We start from the raw sequence: 17367 nt of genomic DNA on the forward strand, positions 1-17367 counted from the left end.
ACTCAAATATATATATATATATATATATATATATATATATATATATATATATATATGAGTGCATAGTATGAGTTAATATTTTGGTAAAATTTTATCTAGCGCGAATTTTGGGTTCAATGGTACTCTTACCTCGTGACTGCAAAATGAATCAAAAAAGCACTGAAAAGAAAAACTATGGCTCAAGCCCATTACCAAATCCTGTTTTTAGAAGATTCCCCAGTAGATAGGGTATTATATAGCCGCTTTTTACGTCAGGATACGTTGGCTACATATCAGATAACTGAGGCTAAATCAGGATTAGAAGGATTAACCAAACTAGCGGAAAGCCAGCCAGATTTAATTCTTCTAGACTATCAACTGCAAGATATGAATGGGTTGGAATTTCTCAACCAGTTGCAGCTACAACTCAGTAGTCCACAGATTCCAGTGATTATTTTAACAGGAATAAGAGATGAAAAAATTGCTGTGCAAGCAATGGAGAACGGTGTTCAGGACTACATTGTTAAGGATAAAATCACTCCCCAAGGGTTGTGCCGCGCCATTCATGAGGTATTAGAGGAAACCCGCATGATGAAGAATATGCAAACCCTTTATATTCCCATCGAGCAAGCAGAATTATATCGAAATTTGCGAAAACTTAATGCCTCTTTAGAGCAAACGGTACAGAAACTGACTGAGGAACTAGCAGTTAGTGAAAGTAAATATCGCGCTATCTTCAACCAAAGATTTCAATTTACAGGGCTACTTGACCTAGAAGGGATGGTATTGGAACTCAACCAAGCATCTTTGGAATTTACTGGGTTGCAAATGGCAGATTTGATCAACCGTCCCATTTGGGAAGTTTATTGTTGGCAAATTTCCCAGGCAACTCAGGATCAGTTGAAGCACGCGATCGCTCGTGCTGCCCAAGGTGAATTTATTTCCTCCCAAGTAGAAGTACAGGGAATAGATAATCAAATCCTCACCATAGATTTCTCCATCGGACCCCTAAGGAATGATGCCGGTGAAGTAGTTATGCTGATTTCAGAAGGACGGGATATTACTGAAGCAAAGCTTAATGAAGCTAAATGCAAGCAAGCAGAAGCCACTTTAAAATTTCAAGCCCAGATCCTCGAAGAAATTCACGATGCTGTCATTACTACTGATATCAATGGCATTATTCAAAGTTGGAATCTCGGTGCAGAGAACTATTATGGGTATACAGCGGCGGAAATGATTGGGCAGAGTGTGAGCATTCTCTACGTAGATCCAGTTGAACTCGAAACAAACATAATGTCAACCCTATTGGCAAAGGGTCGTCATGAGGTAGAGGTGGCTACCTGTCGCTCAAAATCAGGAGATATCCTTTATATCAACTTGCGGCTTTCGGTCATCCGGGACAACCATGGCAACATTACCCATATAGTTGGCTGCTCCCATGACATCACTAAACAGCAAGCTGCAATTAAAGAGCGGAATGATATATTAAAACAAGAACAAGCTGCTCGCAAACAAGTAGAAGCTGCTAACCAGATCAAAGATGAATTTTTGGCGGTTGTATCCCACGAATTGCGGACACCACTGAACTCTATACTCGGTTGGGCTAGTTTACTCAAAAAAGGTAAATTAAAGCCAGAAGAAACGGATAAAGCTCTAAGTATTATTGAGCGTAATGCCAAATTACAGGTTTACTTAATTAATGATTTGCTCGATATGTCCAGGATTTATCAGGGTAAAGGGACTTTGAAAGTTTCTTCAGTTAATCTTGCTACTATAATTTCAGCAGTTTCAGAAACACTGTTTTTAGCACCCAAAACTAAAAAAATTCAGATTCAAACTATTATTGCAGCAAATATTGGTCTAGTTGCTGGTGATCCAGTCCGATTGCAACAAATCCTGTGGAATTTGTTGTCCAACGCTGTCAAATTTACACCTCATGGTGGGCAAATAGAAGTGAGGCTAGAGTGTGTTGGCTTTGATGCTCAAATTACAGTCAGTGACACAGGTAAAGGAATCAGCCCAGAATTTTTACCATACATATTTGATTACTTTCGTCAAGAAGATAGCTCAACTACTAGAGAATTCGGTGGCTTGGGGTTGGGGTTGGCAATTGCCCGTAATTTAGCAGAACTGCATGGTGGCACTATTCAAGCTGAAAGTTCTGGTCTGGGACAGGGAGCTACTTTCACCTTTAGACTACCGTTAATGAATGCTAACTCAGAAAATGCTGATTATCCTCAGCCACAAGATGGATATTTAGCTTAACCGAATCAAACTTAAACTAATTGGTAGTAAATATCTTACCCGGCAAAGCATTATTTCCCGTGCCAATGAACAGCTAAGGATTAGTTGATGCTTGCAAAAGCGAATATGAATTGAAGTCTTGCGGCTGAAGTGCGAGAAATAGGGGGAAATTTCCAATATTGACTGCTCATAAACAACAAATATGACTTTTTACAACATTTTTTTAACTTCTTTCCACAATTATCATTTTTTGTGTAATCATTAGAAAGTGGGAATTAATTCGGCGGTAATGTTTGTGGTTAGTATTGACAGGCTTTCCCTTTTGGTATTTACAGACTTTTCTCCGAAATCTAAATCTCTACATTCTTATGATTTTGGAAATATTCTATGTCAATTTACGTGGGTAACCTCTCTTACGAAGTTACACAAGACGCTCTCAGTGCTGTTTTTGCAGACTATGGTGCTGTAAAACGTGTTCAACTTCCTACTGACCGTGAGACAGGCCGCTTGCGCGGCTTCGGTTTTGTGGAAATGGGTACTGAAGCTGAAGAACAGGCCGCTATTGATGCCCTTGATGGTGCTGAATGGATGGGTCGTCTTCTGAAAGTGAACAAGGCCAAACCCAAGGAAGATAGAGGTCCTGGTGGTGGTGGTGGTAGTCGCGGTGGCTACAGCGGCGGCGGTGGTAACCGTGGCGGCGGCGGCGGTCGCTATTAAGCTGAATTTAGCTAAGATCTTTTAGTTATTCAATGCTGAAAAAATTACCTATTCCCTTCGCGGGGTGGGTAATTTTTTTGATCGTAAAACCTCTTCTCCAGAAAGTACAGCCGGAAGTTGGACAATTTCTACAGGTTTTCCTAGTCGGTAGATTTCCACTTGTTGATTTTGGGGGTTAATTAACCAACCCAAACGCAAACCATTATCTATCATTTAGCCTTCTTCATCATCACCAAAATCAGGTTCAACACCAAGAGCGCGTAATTGTGCTGCTAATCTTTCTGCACGTCTTCTTTCTCGCTCCCCTTGTTTTCTTTCCCGTTCTGCCAGTGTGAGAACCCAGTTACCTGACGCATCATACCAGCGTAACCACTGCCGTTCAATGCCTTGATAGACACCTTGCCACAGTCCCAAACCTAATTCAATATCATTTAGCCATACACGCAGTTGATTGATTTCCAATTCAGCATAACTACTTCCCTGTAACTGAAATGCTCTTAACTGGTCAGTGTAACGGTCAAAAACTAGATAATAGGGTACTCTTAAAACTCGTTCGTAAACTTCCCACTTAGTTGGAGGTTGACTAACATCTCGTAGGGTTCTCCCTAAATCTTCTTTTTCTGTTCCTGGTGAAATAAATTCTACCACGACAAAAGGATTAACGCCTTCTTGCCAAACTACATAACTCAGCCGTAGTTCTTTTTGTGCATACAACCTGGGGACATCAACTACCGCAAACCAGTCAGGGCGTTTATACCATAATGGATGATGAACATCGTAGTAAAGATTTAAGTCTGTGGCGATAAATACCTGATTTTCCGGGAACTTTGACGGACAAAAAGTTTCCCGTAATAACTGGGGTTGTAAAAGATGAAATTCGTCTGGCAAACCGGGTTCCTCTGGATCTTCGCTAGGTAAATCATACATTGTCGGTAGGAATTCCTGAGCAGAACGCGGTGGGTCTGTTTGATACATAACGGCTGCAAAAAAGAAATGTCAACTTCACTATCAATACCTTGTCCATTTTCTGCTTTGTTGGGTTTCATGCTTCAACCCAACCTACAAATCTAACTTTATTGCTTGAGAACTAGATTTACACACTTTAATAATTTTGTAGTTCTCAAAAAACTATACTTGTATTCTGGGATTGGAGGCAGAGCCTCCTGGTAGGCATTCCCAGCCGGAGTCTGGGAACGAGCAATTATCTACGGTTTAATTTCATTCTAAAACAACTAAAATAAAACATGGTTAAATATGTAAAATGAATGCTCTTGGTCAAATTGTAGTGGCTGCATATACATAATATAAAATGAGATTAAACTTATCTATGCTCGCTTATGACTATCCTTTCTTCTAGGAGTCGCTGCAATTTGAATAATTTTGAATTTACAAAGGTAGGTAAATTATGCTTCAAGCCTTACCAAAAATAGTAACTTTTGCAGAATTTATAGAATGGCTACCTGATAAGGGACGCTATGAATTACATGATGGAGTAATTGTTGAAATGAATCCACCCGTAGGTTTTCATGAAGATATTATTTGTTTTTTAGCTGAGAGAATCACGGCTGAGTATTTACGGTTGAATTTACCTTATGGAATCCCAAAAACCACTTTTGTGAAAACACCAGGAAGCGAATCCAGCTATTTACCAGATGTGTTAGTAATCAATAGAAACATTCTAGCAACTGACCCAAACTGGAGAAAATCAGCAGTAATTTCTGAACCTGATTCGATTCCTTTAGTTATTGAAGTTGTGAGTACAAATTGGCAAGATGATTATTATAAAAAGCTGGGAGATTATGAAAGATTAGGTATTGCTGAATATTGGATTGTGGATTATTTAGCACTGGGAAGTAAAAGGTTTATTGGTAGTCCTAAACAACCAACTATTTCTATTCATCAACTGATAGATAGAGAATACCAAATTAGTCAATTTACAGGTAGTGAATTGATAGTATCATCAACTTTCCCAGAATTAAAGTTGACTGCTGAACAAATTTTTAAAGCTGGTAATATTAATTAAACCTTCCTGCCTGAGTTTTTCCAATTTCTGTAAAACACTGTTTACTTTTTTATGTATAGGACTTACGCAAAATATCTCTCAAACCCTCATTTCTCTGTGAACTCTGTGCCTCTGTGGTTCGTTTTTCCATGACTTGTGCGTAAGTCCTAATGTAAAAATATTTATCTGGAATCTGCTGTACATTTAGGTGGGCATTGCCCACCCTACTGTTTAATAATAACTCGCTGATTTGCGATAATGTACTGCTGTGACAGCATCTTGATTTAAGACTTTACCATCATCAACAGTGGCATAAACTAACCAATGATCACCAGATTCCATGCGACTTTGGACAGAACATTCTAGATATGCTAAAGCACCATTGAGAATAATTCCGCCATTATTTGCCTCTTGAATGTCCAAACCGGCAAATCTATCTTGTCCAGGGGCGTAAACTTTCATAAATTGCTTACGAATTTCTTTCCCTTCCGCCAAGATATTGACTACAAATTTGTTATTTGTATAGGATAAGGATTCCATAGCCCGGTCTTTAGCTACCGCAATGGTTAAACCAGGAGGATTAAAACTGGCTTGTGTTACCCAAGATGCTAACATTCCCGTTTTTACTTCTCCTTGGCTTGCTGTAACCACACATATAGAACCAACAATCCGCCCTACAGCTTGTTCGACATTACTTGCTGGTTGTTTAGCGACAACTGATTTTTTTGTGGCGCGTTTCAATGCTTGGGCGAAATCAGTTCCCGCTTCTTCGCAGGTTTGCAAGGTAACTTCATTGGGTTTGAATTTAACGCGAATGGTGTCAAATCCAAATCTGTAACCTGCGTCTTTGAGTTTACTTTCGATTAAATCAACGGCTTCTCCACTCCAACCAAAAGAACCAAATACACCGGCTAATTTATTGTTAGTTGCGGTAGAAAGGACAATTCCTAAAGCTGTTTGTACTGGTGTGGGTGCGTGTCCACCTAAGGTGGGAGAACCTATGACGAAACCGGCGGATTTTGCAATTGCGGCTTTGATTTCTTCGGGTTCGGTAAATTCGCAGTTAATGGCTTCGACACTGACACCGGCTTTAGTGATGCCGCGAGCGATCGCCTGTGCTAAAGTTGCAGTATTGCCATAGGCAGAAGCATAAATTAAAGCCACTGTCATATCAGCGGAAGTTTGCTGTTTAGTCCATTGCCGATAGCCTTTGGTAATATCAATTAAACCATAGCGGACTATTGGACCATGACCAGTAGCATACATTCGCACCGGCAAATCTGCCAATTTCTCCAAAGCCGTTTCGATTTGTTTGGCGTGAGGTGCCATTAAACAGTCAAAATAATAGCGTCTATCTTCGTTAAATACTTCCCAACCTTCATCAAAAACTTGATCTGAGCAAATATGCGCTCCAAATAATTTATCAGAAAACAAGATTTCTGTTTGCGGGTCCCAGGTACAAAGTTCGTCAGCGTAACGGGGGTTAGGGGTGGGAATAAATTGTAAATGATGTCCCTTTCCTAAATCTAGGGTATCTTCTCCCCGCATGACCAAGATTGATAAATCGTCTTTTTCCAAAGCCGCGCGTAAATTTATCGCCCCTGGGTTAGAACAAACAAAGGTAATTTGGGGGGCAATTTCCAGTAAAGCTTTTAACGTTGCAGCCCGGTTGGGGTTAATGTGACCCAGAATTACATAATCGAGTTTTTTGACATCAAACCGCTGTTGTAAGGCTGCGAGATAAATTTCGGTAAAAGTTTCGCCAGGAGGGTCAAGCAGGGCATTTTTATCGCCTTGGATGAGATAAGAGTTAGCTGTTGTACCCTTGGCTAAAGCATATTCAATTTCAAATCTTAATCTAGCCCAACTGCGCGATCGCAATATTATGGTATCTGTACCAATGGGCAATATTTGCACATCACGGGGTTTAGTGGTCATTGGTAATGAGTAATTGGGAAAAACTCTTGCGCCTCTGCTCCCTCCATGATAGGTTTTTTTGACATAAGCTGTAAACCTCATCCATAAACAGAAAATTTACAGTTCCTAGTGGTCTGTCAATTTTATTTTGACGGGTTTTTGGTAGTGCGGGCATCCTGCCCGCGTGAGCGAGACGCTTGCACTACGTACTAGTGAGCGAGACGCTCACACTACGTACTAGTAGTGCCGGCATCCTGCCCGCGGGAGCGACACGCTTACACTACGTACTAGTAGTGCCGGCATCCTGCCCGCGGGAGCGACACGCTTACACTACGTACTAGTAGTGCCGGCATCCTGCCCGCGGGAGCGAGACGCTTGCACTACGTACTAGTACACTGCGGCGTAAATAAAGCAACCATATTCAATCGCCAAAAAGCCTACTGTATATTAGTTTTGACTTTTGACTTTTGACTTCCGCCCTGCGGTACTAGGCTACAAAATATCAGATTTACCTGAGTTCGACATAAGATAATTTGTGGAAAACTCGCCCCAAGTATGAGTCTCAAACCCTTATGATCTCGTTGAAAAATCATAACTCCTAACACCGAACTCAGGTAGATTTAACTGCGTAACAGTGAATAACTACATTCAGATGTGATAATTTTTTATATTTTGCTATTGCCATTTGAGTGATTTTGAACTATCATACTGCTAAGTACCGATTCGGTACACATAAAGAAATTAAAAGCATAAAAAACATAAGGAACAAAGGACATCATGATCACCAAGAATTTTCAAAAATTGGGGGCGTTAGTTGCTTCCCTGGTAAGCATTCTAACTCTTTCTAGTGCGGCGGAGGCCATTGTCATTTCCAGTCCTGCAGTTACAACCTCTATAGGTGCGACTGGTGCTAGTCGCATGCAGACTATTAAGACTATTGCATATTCTAATGCTAGTGCATTGCCCCTTACGCTTGAGTCATTTAACAAAATAATCATTCAAGGTCTTAACCTTAACACAAATGGTAGAAAGTTGTTCGCCAGTCTTAGTCTCATTGATCCGAGTCAAGGGGGAGCAATTGTTGGGACAACTGTTGATTTTACTGGTTCAATTGGGGCTGGATCTGGTATCACCACCGGCAATTACACTTTCAGCACTGCGTCGAGTACGCCTTGGCCGACCACTGGCTATTCATCTAGCACCATTTATGCACTTAATCCTGCTGAATTCACACAATTCATTGGCGTCGACGTCAGTGGTAAACAATGGCAATTAGATTTGATGAACGGTGTCACTAACAGCAGCAACGGTTCAGGCTCGTTGACAGGTTTTTCAGTTGATGCTACTGTTCCCTTTGAGTCTGATGCCGCGCCAGCAGGTGTGGCGATTGTCGTTGGTGCTTTTGTAGTGCGGAGAAAGTTACAGCAGCGCTCGGCTCAGAAGATGTCACTAGAGTCGGTTAATTCCTAATTTAAGCTCAATAGACATCTGGTGAAAATGAATGTAGAGACGTTCTATAGAACGTCTCTACAATGGTTTCAAACCACGCACATTTAATTACCGGAGATGTCCAGTTTCATAGTAACAGTCATCTGAAGATGACTATACTCAACAAGGCTTAATTATTTGATTTAAGCGGGTAGGGGTTTAGCTCTTGCTAAACCCCTACAATACTTAATAGTGGTTTCCTACTTTGCGGTGGTGTACTGCTGTCATGGCATCGGGATTGGATACTCTACCGGCATAGGCAGTGCTGTATACTGCCCAATGATCACCACAATCCATGCGGCTGATGACTTCGCATTCTATGTATGCTAGGGCATCTGTGAGGATGGGTGCGCCATTTTCAGCAGGTTGGGTTTTCACACCTTGAAAACGATCTGCACCGGGTGCAAATCTTTTTAAGAAGTGTTTCATTAATGGTTGATAGTTGCCTTCTTCGAGTACATTGAGAACGAAGCGATCGCCTACTTGCATGAGTGATTCTATGGCTCGATCTTTGGCGACGGCGATGGAAAAGCCCAAGGGTTTAAAGCTGGCTTGACTTACCCAGGAAGCTAACATGGCGCTGGATACGTCGGATTTTTTGGCTGTGATGATATATAAACCACCGCTAATTCTGCCCAAGGCTTTATCTAAGTCAGCAGCCAGGGATTTCATGGCTTTGATGCTTTTGTCTCTTGTTACCCATTGTCCTAAGTCTGTACCAGCTTCTTCACATTTTTTATAAGTGTTAGCTGTGGGTGTTTCCCGAATTTCAATGACGGGAAAAGATAAGTGTAACCCTAAAGCCCGGAATTTATTTAATAGGGGATAGGTGGGTTCATCATCTCCTCCACCGGTTTCAAAAATGCCAATGGCTTGTTTTTCTTTGGCAGAACCTAAAACGGTACTCAAGGCGGCTTGAATGTGAGAATTGCCTGAAGTTGGGGGCATTCCCACAACTAAGCCTGTACAACGTCCTACCAGTTCCCGCAGTTCTTGTAATTCGTTGACGCTGGCTAAATCTACTATTTCGACAGCGACACCAGTTTTTGTCATCCCGTTAGCAATAGATTGGGCGATGCGATCGCCAAAACCGTACTCGGAGACGTAAAATATCCCTACAGGGGTTTCGGCTTTGGTTTGTCCTTGACTCCAACTGCGATAACGGCCTGTTAATTCTTCCACATTGTGATACAATAGGGGTCCGTGTCCGGTGGCAATCATGCGAATGGTTTTCAATTCTGCCATACGCTTCATTGCGGAAAGGACAGAACGGGCATTTGGACCCATTAAACATTCGTAGTAATATTGGAAATCAGCTTCTATTGCTGCTAAATCGTCATCAAAGGTACTTTCTGAGCAATAATGTAAGCCGAAAGCATCGCAGGTATAGAGAATTTGGGTTTTGTGGTCAAAGCTGAAAATGGTATCCGGCCAGTGTAAATTAGGAGCTATGACAAATTCAAATTCGTGTCCATTTCCTAAATCTAGGCGATCGCCATTTTTGACAATTTTGCGGTTAAATGGTTGATGTACCATATCTTCCAAAAACTGAATTGCCACCTTTGACGCAACTACAGTTAGATGAGGAGCGAGTTGTAGTAAGTCTTTTACTAAACCGCTGTGATCTGGTTCAGTGTGACTCACAATTAAATAATCAATATCTTGGGGATTAATTAAACCGGTGAGAGTATCAAAATAAAGTTTGCGAAACTTTTCATGGGAAGTATCAACCAGGGCGATTTTTTCCCCCCGAATCAGAAAAGAGTTGTAGGTTGTACCATTTTGTAAACCAAACTCAATATCAAAGCGATCGCGGTCCCAATCCAAAGACCGAATTGCGGTAGTATCTTCACTAATCTCTACAGTATTTATAGTCAGACGCTTTTCTAGTTTCTCGGTAAGCAATACCATAACGCCCCTCTTGAATAAATTGAGTATTTATGCCTTTCTCTTATTGTGGCACAGCTTGAATATTAATTTTTATTAAAAAACATATACCTCAGTTAAGAAAATTAAAACTGTCAACAATCATCCTCAGTCAAAAGACCAACAGCATCTTTCCCTAGTCCTAATTGTGGGCAATTCCCGTCTCCATTGGGCATTATTCATAGATAAAATCTTATACTTAATAATGGATAAATCCTATCTACTTAGGTCAGCGGGGCTAACTTAAAGTTAATCAGCTACTGAAGCATCAGTAAAAAAATAGAACCAGGAATTAATTAAAGTTTGAAAGTGGGGGGTAGAAACAGTTAATCTCCTCCTTGATTTGAATTGATAATTACTTATTGTTCTCTGTTCACTTTATTCAAAGTAGTTTAATGGTTAATTATTAAAATAGATTTATCTTTCTGTTCTAGAAAATACTATGCCACAGCGGATAATTATAGAAGTCAATAATTTGTTTAAACGGGATAGAATTGTTCGTAACTTAGAACTTTTTCAGGATATTATTGTTATCTCCCTTTGCGTGAGTTTGTTTTGTGTCATGCTCATTCGCTTAGGAGATATGTTTTTATCATTTTTAAGTCCATTAGATCTACGGCAAGTAACATCTGATATTTTGTTTATTTTGATATTAGTAGAACTGTTTCGGTTGTTAGTTGATTACCTGCAAGAACGGAGTATTTCCGTAGGTGCAGCGGTAGAAATTACGATTGTTTCGGCTTTACGAGAGGTAATTTTACGTGGTGTATTAGAAATTTCCCGCGACCAACTTTTTGGACTTTCTGTATTTCTACTAGTTTTATCAGGAATTTTTCTGGCTTTACCTTGGATGCCTCGTTTATTAGAACAGATGAAAATTAATCAGCATGAAACAGTAGATACAAAACCAGAATTGTAATTTTATTGAAGAATAGGGAAAAGGATTATTTTACTAATTCCCTATTTAATTTTTGAGTATATTTGCTAAATAGTTTTTGTGCGACTCTGAAATCCTACTGATAAAATAATACCTTTGCCATTACTACGTAACGCTGACGTAAACAATCCAACCTCTAAATCAAGGCTTTTCTTAATTTGGCGTAAGTACAGCACTTCCCGGTGTTATGAGGTACATATCTAGCGGGCAAGATGCCCGCACTACAAGAGTTTCATGATTCAACTTTGTACCTCATGAGAGCGGAAACCGCTGTATTAATCAAAATAACTTTATCTAAGTAGGTAAACGGAAAAAAACCGTAGACGCGAAGCGGCTTCTCGAAGAGTAATATGTAACGAAAAGTAAAATCGCTCAAACCCTCTTGCCTCTTGCCTCTTGCCTCTTGCCTCTTGCCTTGCTATGACGACAATTTTCAACGCCAACCTACTTAGACTCCGAAATAAGATACCATAGTTGCTAAAACTTTATCCTCAAATATATGTCTCAATTAACATCAAAACAATGGATTTTAATTCAACAGAGAATAACACCTTATTTATTTTTATTACCAGCCTTAATTATTTTAACATTAACTGTTTTTTATCCAGCAGTTCAAGCCTTTTATCTGAGTTTTACCAACTATGAAAATATAGGAGATCCTCCTCAATGGATTGGCTTGAAAAATTTCCTGCGTTTATCGAAAGATCCAGTTTTTTGGCAAACATTACAAAATACATTTCTTTATCTAATTGGTGTTGTGCCAATTTTAGTATTTTTACCCTTGGCTTTAGCAATTTTAGTGAATCAAAAACTGCGGGGAATGAATTGGTTTAGAACAGCATATTATACCCCAGTTGTAATTTCTATGGTAGTAGCTGGGATAGCTTGGAAATGGTTATATGCAGAAAACGGATTGCTGAATCAAATTCTCAAAACTTTAGGGATTGTCCCCGACGGAATTCCCTGGTTAACAAGTCCTGATAAGATATTGGGAATTGTCCCCATTTCCCTAGCTAGTATTATGGTTGTAACTATTTGGAAAGGTTTAGGCTACTACATGATTATTTATTTAGCTGGATTGCAAGCCATTCCCGCTGATATTTATGAAGCCGCGGCTATTGATGGTTCAGACGATATTCGTAAACATTGGGATATTACCTTACCATTGATGCAACCCTATTTAGCTTTAGTGGCTGTAATTTCGGCGATTTCTGCAACTAAAGTTTTTGAAGAAGTTTATATTATGACCCAAGGTGGACCCCTGAATAGTTCTAAGACAATTGTTTATTATTTGTATGAACAAGCATTTGGTAATTTAGAGATTAGCTATGCTTGTACCATTGGTTTGGTGCTATTTTTAATTATCTTAGGTTTATCAATTTTAAGATTAGTTGTAAATCAAGATGGGAATGATTTTAGTGTTTAATATTTAAATAGGTTTTTCAGTACATAGTATTTTCTGAAAAATCTAAATTAAGTTGAATTGCCAAGTCAAATAATTTATCAATCTCTTGATTTACCTGATCTAAACCAACTTCATTTAAGTATATATCAATAGGCATCGGTAGTTTATTAGCATAACGACTATTTTGTGTCCAGTAGGTAATTGTTGTGACAGTTTGAAAATCTGGATCACATTGCAGATAGATTCTACCGATACCTGATTTTTTGTTAAAGCGAAGAAATCTCTTTGGAAGTGGTAGCCATAGGTAACATTGTAGATGATTCTTTTCATAAGGCTTAGTCGCAGAAATAAACTTTAATTGACAACAAGGTTTTGTTTTTCCCCGACCATAAAATATACTTTTTCCATCTTTGATTTCTTTTACCCGCTTATCATAGCCTAGCATCTTCTCTCTCAGTTTCAAAATTTCTATTTTATGTACAAGAGAAAGTTTATCTAAAAAATTTACTAGCATTCTTGGTGGTAAATCAACTTGAAACTTTACTGGATATGTTTCTTCATTTTTATCAGTATTCACAAAAGGAATCGGTTTTTGTACGGTAATTTCTTGCCGATTTTCTAGATGTAAATGTAAATAAAATGATTGATTTGATTAATAATTGAAAATCGGATAAATTCAAATTCTAATTTATTATAGTGACGATCAATAAAAGGAGTATTTAAATTATACAATGATTATTTTCTCGTATTCGCGTTTTTTGATTTTTTCCGATAAAATTCTTTATAATCTCACAACTGGAACGAAGCTGTTAACGCCACCGCTAAAGCATCTGCCGCATCATCCGGCCGAGGAATTTCATCTAAATCCAACTCCCGCATCACAGCCTCTTGCACTTCTGCTTTATCTGCTTTACCATAATTCGTTAAAGCTTGCTTAATTTGGGGAGGTGCAAATTCTACATAAGGAAGCTTACGCTGTCCTAAAACTAACATCAGTACACCCCTAGCCTGGGCTACAACAATGGTATTTGCCATCCGATAAAAAAATAACTTTTCAATTGCCACCAAATCTGGCTGTAAGTCCTCCATCACGCTGTGTAAATCATCAAATAAAATACATAGTCGCTGAGTCATTTCCACATCAGCATTTGTGCGAATTACGCCAAAATCTACCATCTCTACCGTTGTCTCTTGTCCTTTATTTTGACTTTGTTGCCAATTAATTGCCCCAAATCCCACAGTTGCCAGTCCTGGATCTATTCCTAAAATTCGCTTTTTCATCAAATTCACTTTTATTAGATTGGTAAAACACAACGCCGCAAAAGTAAGATAGGTATTTTCCTCAACTGTTGATTCCCTATCCTCCCTGAAATATAAAGGATTAAATCAAACTTATGGTTTTTTCCAGTATTGAAAGCAGATGATGTCAAGTTTCTGTTAAATATTGTTTTTACCAACTTTCCCTATTAAATATGTTCATCGGTTTTTTGAAACAAGCCATTAATTCGCTACAACTAGAGTCTCACAGTCGCACTTCCCACCGCGTTAACCAATGGTTCAAATGGTTATCCCCTGGATTAGCGGTGAAACGCTGGTTACTTATCACTGTTGGGGGTGTTGTCTTAGCCAGTTTGGGGTTGGCTATTTGGGTAAAATTAACCCCCATTTTTTGGATACTAGAGTTGCTAAAAGGTCTTTTCGGATTCCTCGCGAATATTTTACCCAACTATATTAGTGGTCCATTACTCCTTATATGTGGTGTCCTGTTGGTGCTGTGGGGACAATCCCGCACTGTCGGTTCAATTACAGAAGTCCTCAGACCTGGAGTGAATGAAGAGGAATTAATAGATGTCCTCTTAGCCCACCGTCGCTTATACCGGGGTCCAAAAATTGTGGTTGTTGGTGGTGGAACTGGACTTTCAACTTTACTCAGAGGCTTAAAAACTTATAGTGCTAATATTACTGCTATTGTCACCGTAGCAGATGATGGCGGGTCTTCTGGTAGATTGCGCGAAGAGTTTGGCGTTTTACCACCTGGAGATATCCGCAATTGTTTAGCAGCACTAGCAGATGAAGAAAAATTACTCACAGAATTATTTCAATATCGCTTTCGGGCTGGAGATGGCTTAACAGGTCACAGTTTTGGTAATTTGTTTTTAACAGCCATGACTGATATTACTGGGGATTTGGTGCAAGCGATCGCAGCCAGTTCTAAAGTATTGGCGGTGAGAGGACAAGTTTTACCTGCTACCCTCAGTGATGTCCGTCTCTGGGCAGAATTGGCAGATGGCCGCCGCATTGAGGGTGAGTCGAATATTCCCAAAGCTGCGGGAAAAATTGTCAAAATTGGTTGTATTCCTGAAAATCCACCGGCAGTTCCCGCGGCAATTAAAGCCATTCAAGAAGCTGATTACATTATTATTGGTCCGGGTAGTCTTTATACAAGCTTAATTCCTAATTTGTTAGTTGGAGAAATTGCCGATGCGATCGCCGCTACCAATGTACCCCGCATTTATATCTGCAATATCATGACCCAACCAGGAGAAACTGATGGATATAGCGTTGCTGAACATATTCAAGCCATAGATTACGCTTGTGGCAATAGAAGGTTATTCGATGCCGTATTAGTTCATAAAAAAACACCCTCAGCCCAAGCGCTTATCCGTTATGCCCAACAAAATGCCCATCCAGTCTTTTTAGACCGAGAATCTGTCACCCAATTAGGACGGCGAATAGTTCCTGCTAATATTTTATTTGAAGATGAATATGGTGCTGTTCGCCATGACCCCCAAAAACTAGCCAAAGTTTTATTAAAATGGTACAGTGGAGCGCATCACGGGAAGTAAAAACTGGTAATGGGGAAATATATTTCCCCATTACCAATTACCAACCTAAAATATTTATGACTTCTTCCATCATTTCTCAAACTGAACCACCCCTTCCCCCTTGGGAAACTTTACCGACAATGTATGATTTACCTAGCGAAAACCCAGAGGAAAAAGGTTTGCCAGACGACTTTCATTTTTTACAACCTTTACTTTTATATTTAACATTTCAACCCATAAACTGGAATCCAGAAATTGTTTATAGTGCGGCTGATCTGAATCTTTATTATGATCTGCAAAATCCTTTATGGTATAAACGCCCAGATTGGTTTGGTGTAGTAGGAGTCCCCAAATTATATAATGGTCAAGATTTACGTTTAAGTTATGTCACTTGGCAAGAACCAGCAAACCCTTTTGTAGTTGTAGAATTATTATCTCCTGGTACAGAAGATGAAGATTTAGGTAATAGAAAAAGTCAAATAGGTAAACCTCCCACAAAATGGGAAGTTTATGAACGGATTTTAAGAATTCCTTACTATATTGTTTTTAGCCGCTACACCAACGAAGTCCGCGCATTTCAGTTAGTAGGTGGTCATTATGAACCTATGAATATGATTGAAGGACGCTTACTAATGCCAGAATTAGGTTTAAGTTTAGGACTATGGCAAGGGACATTTCGAGATATTCCTAAGTTATGGTTAAGGTGGTTCACACTAACAGGAGAATTAATTCCTGAACCAACAGAAGAAGCGGCTGCGGCTAATGAAAGAGTTATTCTTGCTGAACAAGAAACAATAGAAGCAAAAAGAAAAGTTGAACAACTAGGACAACTGTTGCGTAATTTAGGCGTTAATCCCGATACACTGGATAATGCTTAGACATTACCAATTACCAATTACCAATTACCAATTACCAATTACCAATTACCAATTACCAATTACCAATTACCAATTACCAATTACCAATTACCAATTACCAATTACCAATTACCAATGACTAAAATTTTCCTTCCAGATATAGAAGCAACACAGCAATTAGGTATTACCTTTGGGGAAACTTTGACTGCTGGTAGTGTAATTTTGCTAGAAGGTGATTTAGGTGCTGGTAAAACTACTTTGGTGCAAGGTATTGGTAAAGGATTGGGGATAATTGACTCTATTGTTAGTCCTACTTTTACTCTGATTAATGAGTACACAGAAGGACGTATTCCTCTTTATCACTTAGATTTATACCGTTTAGAACCTCAAGAAGTTACTGGATTGAATCTCGAAAGTTACTGGGAAGGCATAGAAGTAACACCGGGAATTGTCGCCATTGAATGGGCTGAAAGAATGCCATATCTACCAGATAGTTATTTAAAGGTATGTTTAAACTATAGTGAAAATGGCAGCCGTCAAGCCGAAATTATGGTTTGCGGGAATTAGTATTACTAAGAGGGTGTTTGAAAAGTCGGTGAGTGAGTAAAAAAGCTCTCCCAGTGTAAGCTGTGAATAGAAAGAACACAGCACAAAAGAGAGTAACATGAGTCTCTAGGAATGATTATGGGTTTATGTCTACTGGTTTATACTTTGTCTCAACGTCACATTAGAAATGCTCTTTTGGAGTCTAAATCAACAATTAAAAATCAATTAGGTAAAGCAACTAACCGCCCCACTTCCTCTAACATACCTCTAAGATACAAGGTTGGGTTGGGTCACGTAAACGTTCGCGGAGCAATTAGCATGAAACCCAACAAATGCGTTGGGTTGCGCTGTCGCTTAACCCAACCTACAAGAAATGGACAAGGTATTGTTCAGTGTATTCATTTAGTTAAGTAAGTCGGCACGATAAAATCAATATACATTTTTTTCGTAAAAACCCTTAAATAACCTATCTATAAGGTATTTGTCGAATTTACATTTCGTTACATATGTTGATTGTTTAACGC

The 17367-nt window shown here is 39.3% G+C and carries 15 protein-coding genes and 2 pseudogenes; 11 read left to right on the forward strand and 6 right to left on the reverse strand.

Annotated features, from left to right (window positions below):
• Positions 1-174: 174 nt before the first annotated feature.
• The 3 genes and pseudogenes from PN450_RS22865 to PN450_RS22875 all read left to right on the forward strand — a co-directional run bounded on the left by PN450_RS22865 (position 175) and on the right by PN450_RS22875 (position 2940).
• Complete coding sequence (locus PN450_RS22865; protein WP_271837652.1) at positions 175-2244, forward strand: hybrid sensor histidine kinase/response regulator; 2070 nt, start codon at positions 175-177, stop codon at positions 2242-2244.
• 7 nt (positions 2245-2251) lie between these two features.
• Positions 2252-2332 (forward strand): annotated as a pseudogene (locus PN450_RS22870) (phycobiliprotein lyase); the annotation flags it as partial.
• A 278-nt stretch (positions 2333-2610) separates the two neighbouring features.
• Complete coding sequence (locus PN450_RS22875) at positions 2611-2940, forward strand: RNA recognition motif domain-containing protein (protein ID WP_271837653.1); 330 nt, start codon at positions 2611-2613, stop codon at positions 2938-2940.
• Between the two features lie 48 nt (positions 2941-2988).
• Here the strand turns inward: PN450_RS22875 and PN450_RS22880 are convergent.
• Positions 2989-3150, reverse strand: a pseudogene (locus PN450_RS22880) (Uma2 family endonuclease); the annotation flags it as partial.
• Between the two features lie 3 nt (positions 3151-3153).
• On the reverse strand, positions 3154-3915 hold the full coding sequence (locus PN450_RS22885; protein WP_271837654.1) for a Uma2 family endonuclease: 762 nt from the start codon (positions 3913-3915) through the stop codon (positions 3154-3156).
• Positions 3916-4345: 430 nt separating this feature from the next.
• Here PN450_RS22885 and PN450_RS22890 point away from each other — a divergent pair, with 430 nt between their 5' ends.
• A complete protein-coding gene (locus tag PN450_RS22890) occupies positions 4346-4963 on the forward strand; it encodes a Uma2 family endonuclease (protein WP_148763583.1) in 618 nt (205 codons plus the stop codon).
• A 210-nt stretch (positions 4964-5173) separates the two neighbouring features.
• Here the strand turns inward: PN450_RS22890 and PN450_RS22895 are convergent, their stop codons facing one another.
• Complete coding sequence (locus tag PN450_RS22895; RefSeq protein ID WP_271837655.1) at positions 5174-6880, reverse strand: diflavin flavoprotein; 1707 nt, start codon at positions 6878-6880, stop codon at positions 5174-5176.
• Between the two features lie 756 nt (positions 6881-7636).
• Here PN450_RS22895 and PN450_RS22900 point away from each other — a divergent pair.
• On the forward strand, positions 7637-8329 hold the full coding sequence (locus PN450_RS22900; RefSeq protein WP_271837656.1) for a hypothetical protein: 693 nt from the start codon (positions 7637-7639) through the stop codon (positions 8327-8329).
• Between the two features lie 204 nt (positions 8330-8533).
• Here the strand turns inward: PN450_RS22900 and PN450_RS22905 are convergent, their stop codons facing one another.
• Entirely contained in the window at positions 8534-10258 is a 1725-nt protein-coding gene (locus PN450_RS22905) for a diflavin flavoprotein (RefSeq protein ID WP_271837657.1), read from the reverse strand.
• Positions 10259-10715: 457 nt separating this feature from the next.
• Between PN450_RS22905 and PN450_RS22910 the strand changes: the two genes are divergently transcribed.
• Positions 10716-11192, forward strand: coding sequence for a phosphate-starvation-inducible PsiE family protein (locus PN450_RS22910; protein WP_213711899.1), 477 nt, complete (start codon positions 10716-10718; stop codon positions 11190-11192).
• Between the two features lie 517 nt (positions 11193-11709).
• Complete coding sequence (locus PN450_RS22915) at positions 11710-12636, forward strand: carbohydrate ABC transporter permease (RefSeq protein WP_271837658.1); 927 nt, start codon at positions 11710-11712, stop codon at positions 12634-12636.
• Between the two features lie 16 nt (positions 12637-12652).
• On the opposite strand, the gene PN450_RS22920 is transcribed toward PN450_RS22915, so the two are convergent.
• A complete protein-coding gene (locus tag PN450_RS22920; RefSeq protein ID WP_148763595.1) occupies positions 12653-13192 on the reverse strand; it encodes a hypothetical protein in 540 nt (179 codons plus the stop codon).
• Between the two features lie 212 nt (positions 13193-13404).
• Complete coding sequence (gene ruvC / locus PN450_RS22925; protein WP_015078083.1) at positions 13405-13896, reverse strand: crossover junction endodeoxyribonuclease RuvC; 492 nt, start codon at positions 13894-13896, stop codon at positions 13405-13407.
• Between the two features lie 191 nt (positions 13897-14087).
• Between ruvC and PN450_RS22930 the strand changes: the two genes are divergently transcribed.
• From PN450_RS22930 to tsaE, 4 genes are read left to right on the forward strand one after another with little or no spacing between them, the layout of a single operon-like run.
• Entirely contained in the window at positions 14088-15461 is a 1374-nt protein-coding gene (locus tag PN450_RS22930) for a gluconeogenesis factor YvcK family protein (RefSeq protein ID WP_271837659.1), read from the forward strand.
• Between the two features lie 56 nt (positions 15462-15517).
• Positions 15518-16318 (forward strand): Uma2 family endonuclease, encoded by an 801-nt coding sequence (locus tag PN450_RS22935; RefSeq protein WP_271837662.1) that lies wholly within the window; start codon positions 15518-15520, stop codon positions 16316-16318.
• Between the two features lie 2 nt (positions 16319-16320).
• Positions 16321-16440, forward strand: a complete 120-nt coding sequence (locus PN450_RS22940; protein ID WP_334311507.1) for an alpha/beta hydrolase — start codon at positions 16321-16323, stop codon at positions 16438-16440.
• Positions 16433-16864, forward strand: coding sequence for a tRNA (adenosine(37)-N6)-threonylcarbamoyltransferase complex ATPase subunit type 1 TsaE (gene tsaE / locus PN450_RS22945; protein WP_271837661.1), 432 nt, complete (start codon positions 16433-16435; stop codon positions 16862-16864). The genes PN450_RS22940 and tsaE overlap by 8 nt, the downstream gene beginning before the upstream one ends.
• The last annotated feature ends 503 nt before the right edge of the window (positions 16865-17367 follow it).

This window comes from Dolichospermum lemmermannii CS-548, from assembly GCF_028330815.1.
Taxonomy (GTDB): Bacteria; Cyanobacteriota; Cyanobacteriia; order Cyanobacteriales; family Nostocaceae; genus Dolichospermum; species Dolichospermum lemmermannii.

Bases quoted from the DNA above. Each gene is read 5' to 3' on its own strand.
- PN450_RS22865 (WP_271837652.1), top strand. From the start codon at position 175: ATGGCTCAAGCCCATTACCAAATCCTGTTTTTAGAAGATTCCCCAGTA.
- PN450_RS22875 (WP_271837653.1), top strand. From the start codon at position 2,611: ATGTCAATTTACGTGGGTAACCTCTCTTACGAAGTTACACAAGACGCT.
- PN450_RS22885 (WP_271837654.1), bottom strand. From the start codon at position 3,915: ATGTATCAAACAGACCCACCGCGTTCTGCTCAGGAATTCCTACCGACA.
- PN450_RS22890 (WP_148763583.1), top strand. From the start codon at position 4,346: ATGCTTCAAGCCTTACCAAAAATAGTAACTTTTGCAGAATTTATAGAA.
- PN450_RS22895 (WP_271837655.1), bottom strand. From the start codon at position 6,880: ATGACCACTAAACCCCGTGATGTGCAAATATTGCCCATTGGTACAGAT.
- PN450_RS22900 (WP_271837656.1), top strand. From the start codon at position 7,637: ATGATCACCAAGAATTTTCAAAAATTGGGGGCGTTAGTTGCTTCCCTG.
- PN450_RS22905 (WP_271837657.1), bottom strand. From the start codon at position 10,258: ATGGTATTGCTTACCGAGAAACTAGAAAAGCGTCTGACTATAAATACT.
- PN450_RS22910 (WP_213711899.1), top strand. From the start codon at position 10,716: ATGCCACAGCGGATAATTATAGAAGTCAATAATTTGTTTAAACGGGAT.
- PN450_RS22915 (WP_271837658.1), top strand. From the start codon at position 11,710: ATGTCTCAATTAACATCAAAACAATGGATTTTAATTCAACAGAGAATA.
- ruvC (WP_015078083.1), bottom strand. From the start codon at position 13,896: ATGAAAAAGCGAATTTTAGGAATAGATCCAGGACTGGCAACTGTGGGA.
- PN450_RS22930 (WP_271837659.1), top strand. From the start codon at position 14,088: ATGTTCATCGGTTTTTTGAAACAAGCCATTAATTCGCTACAACTAGAG.
- PN450_RS22935 (WP_271837662.1), top strand. From the start codon at position 15,518: ATGACTTCTTCCATCATTTCTCAAACTGAACCACCCCTTCCCCCTTGG.
- tsaE (WP_271837661.1), top strand. From the start codon at position 16,433: ATGACTAAAATTTTCCTTCCAGATATAGAAGCAACACAGCAATTAGGT.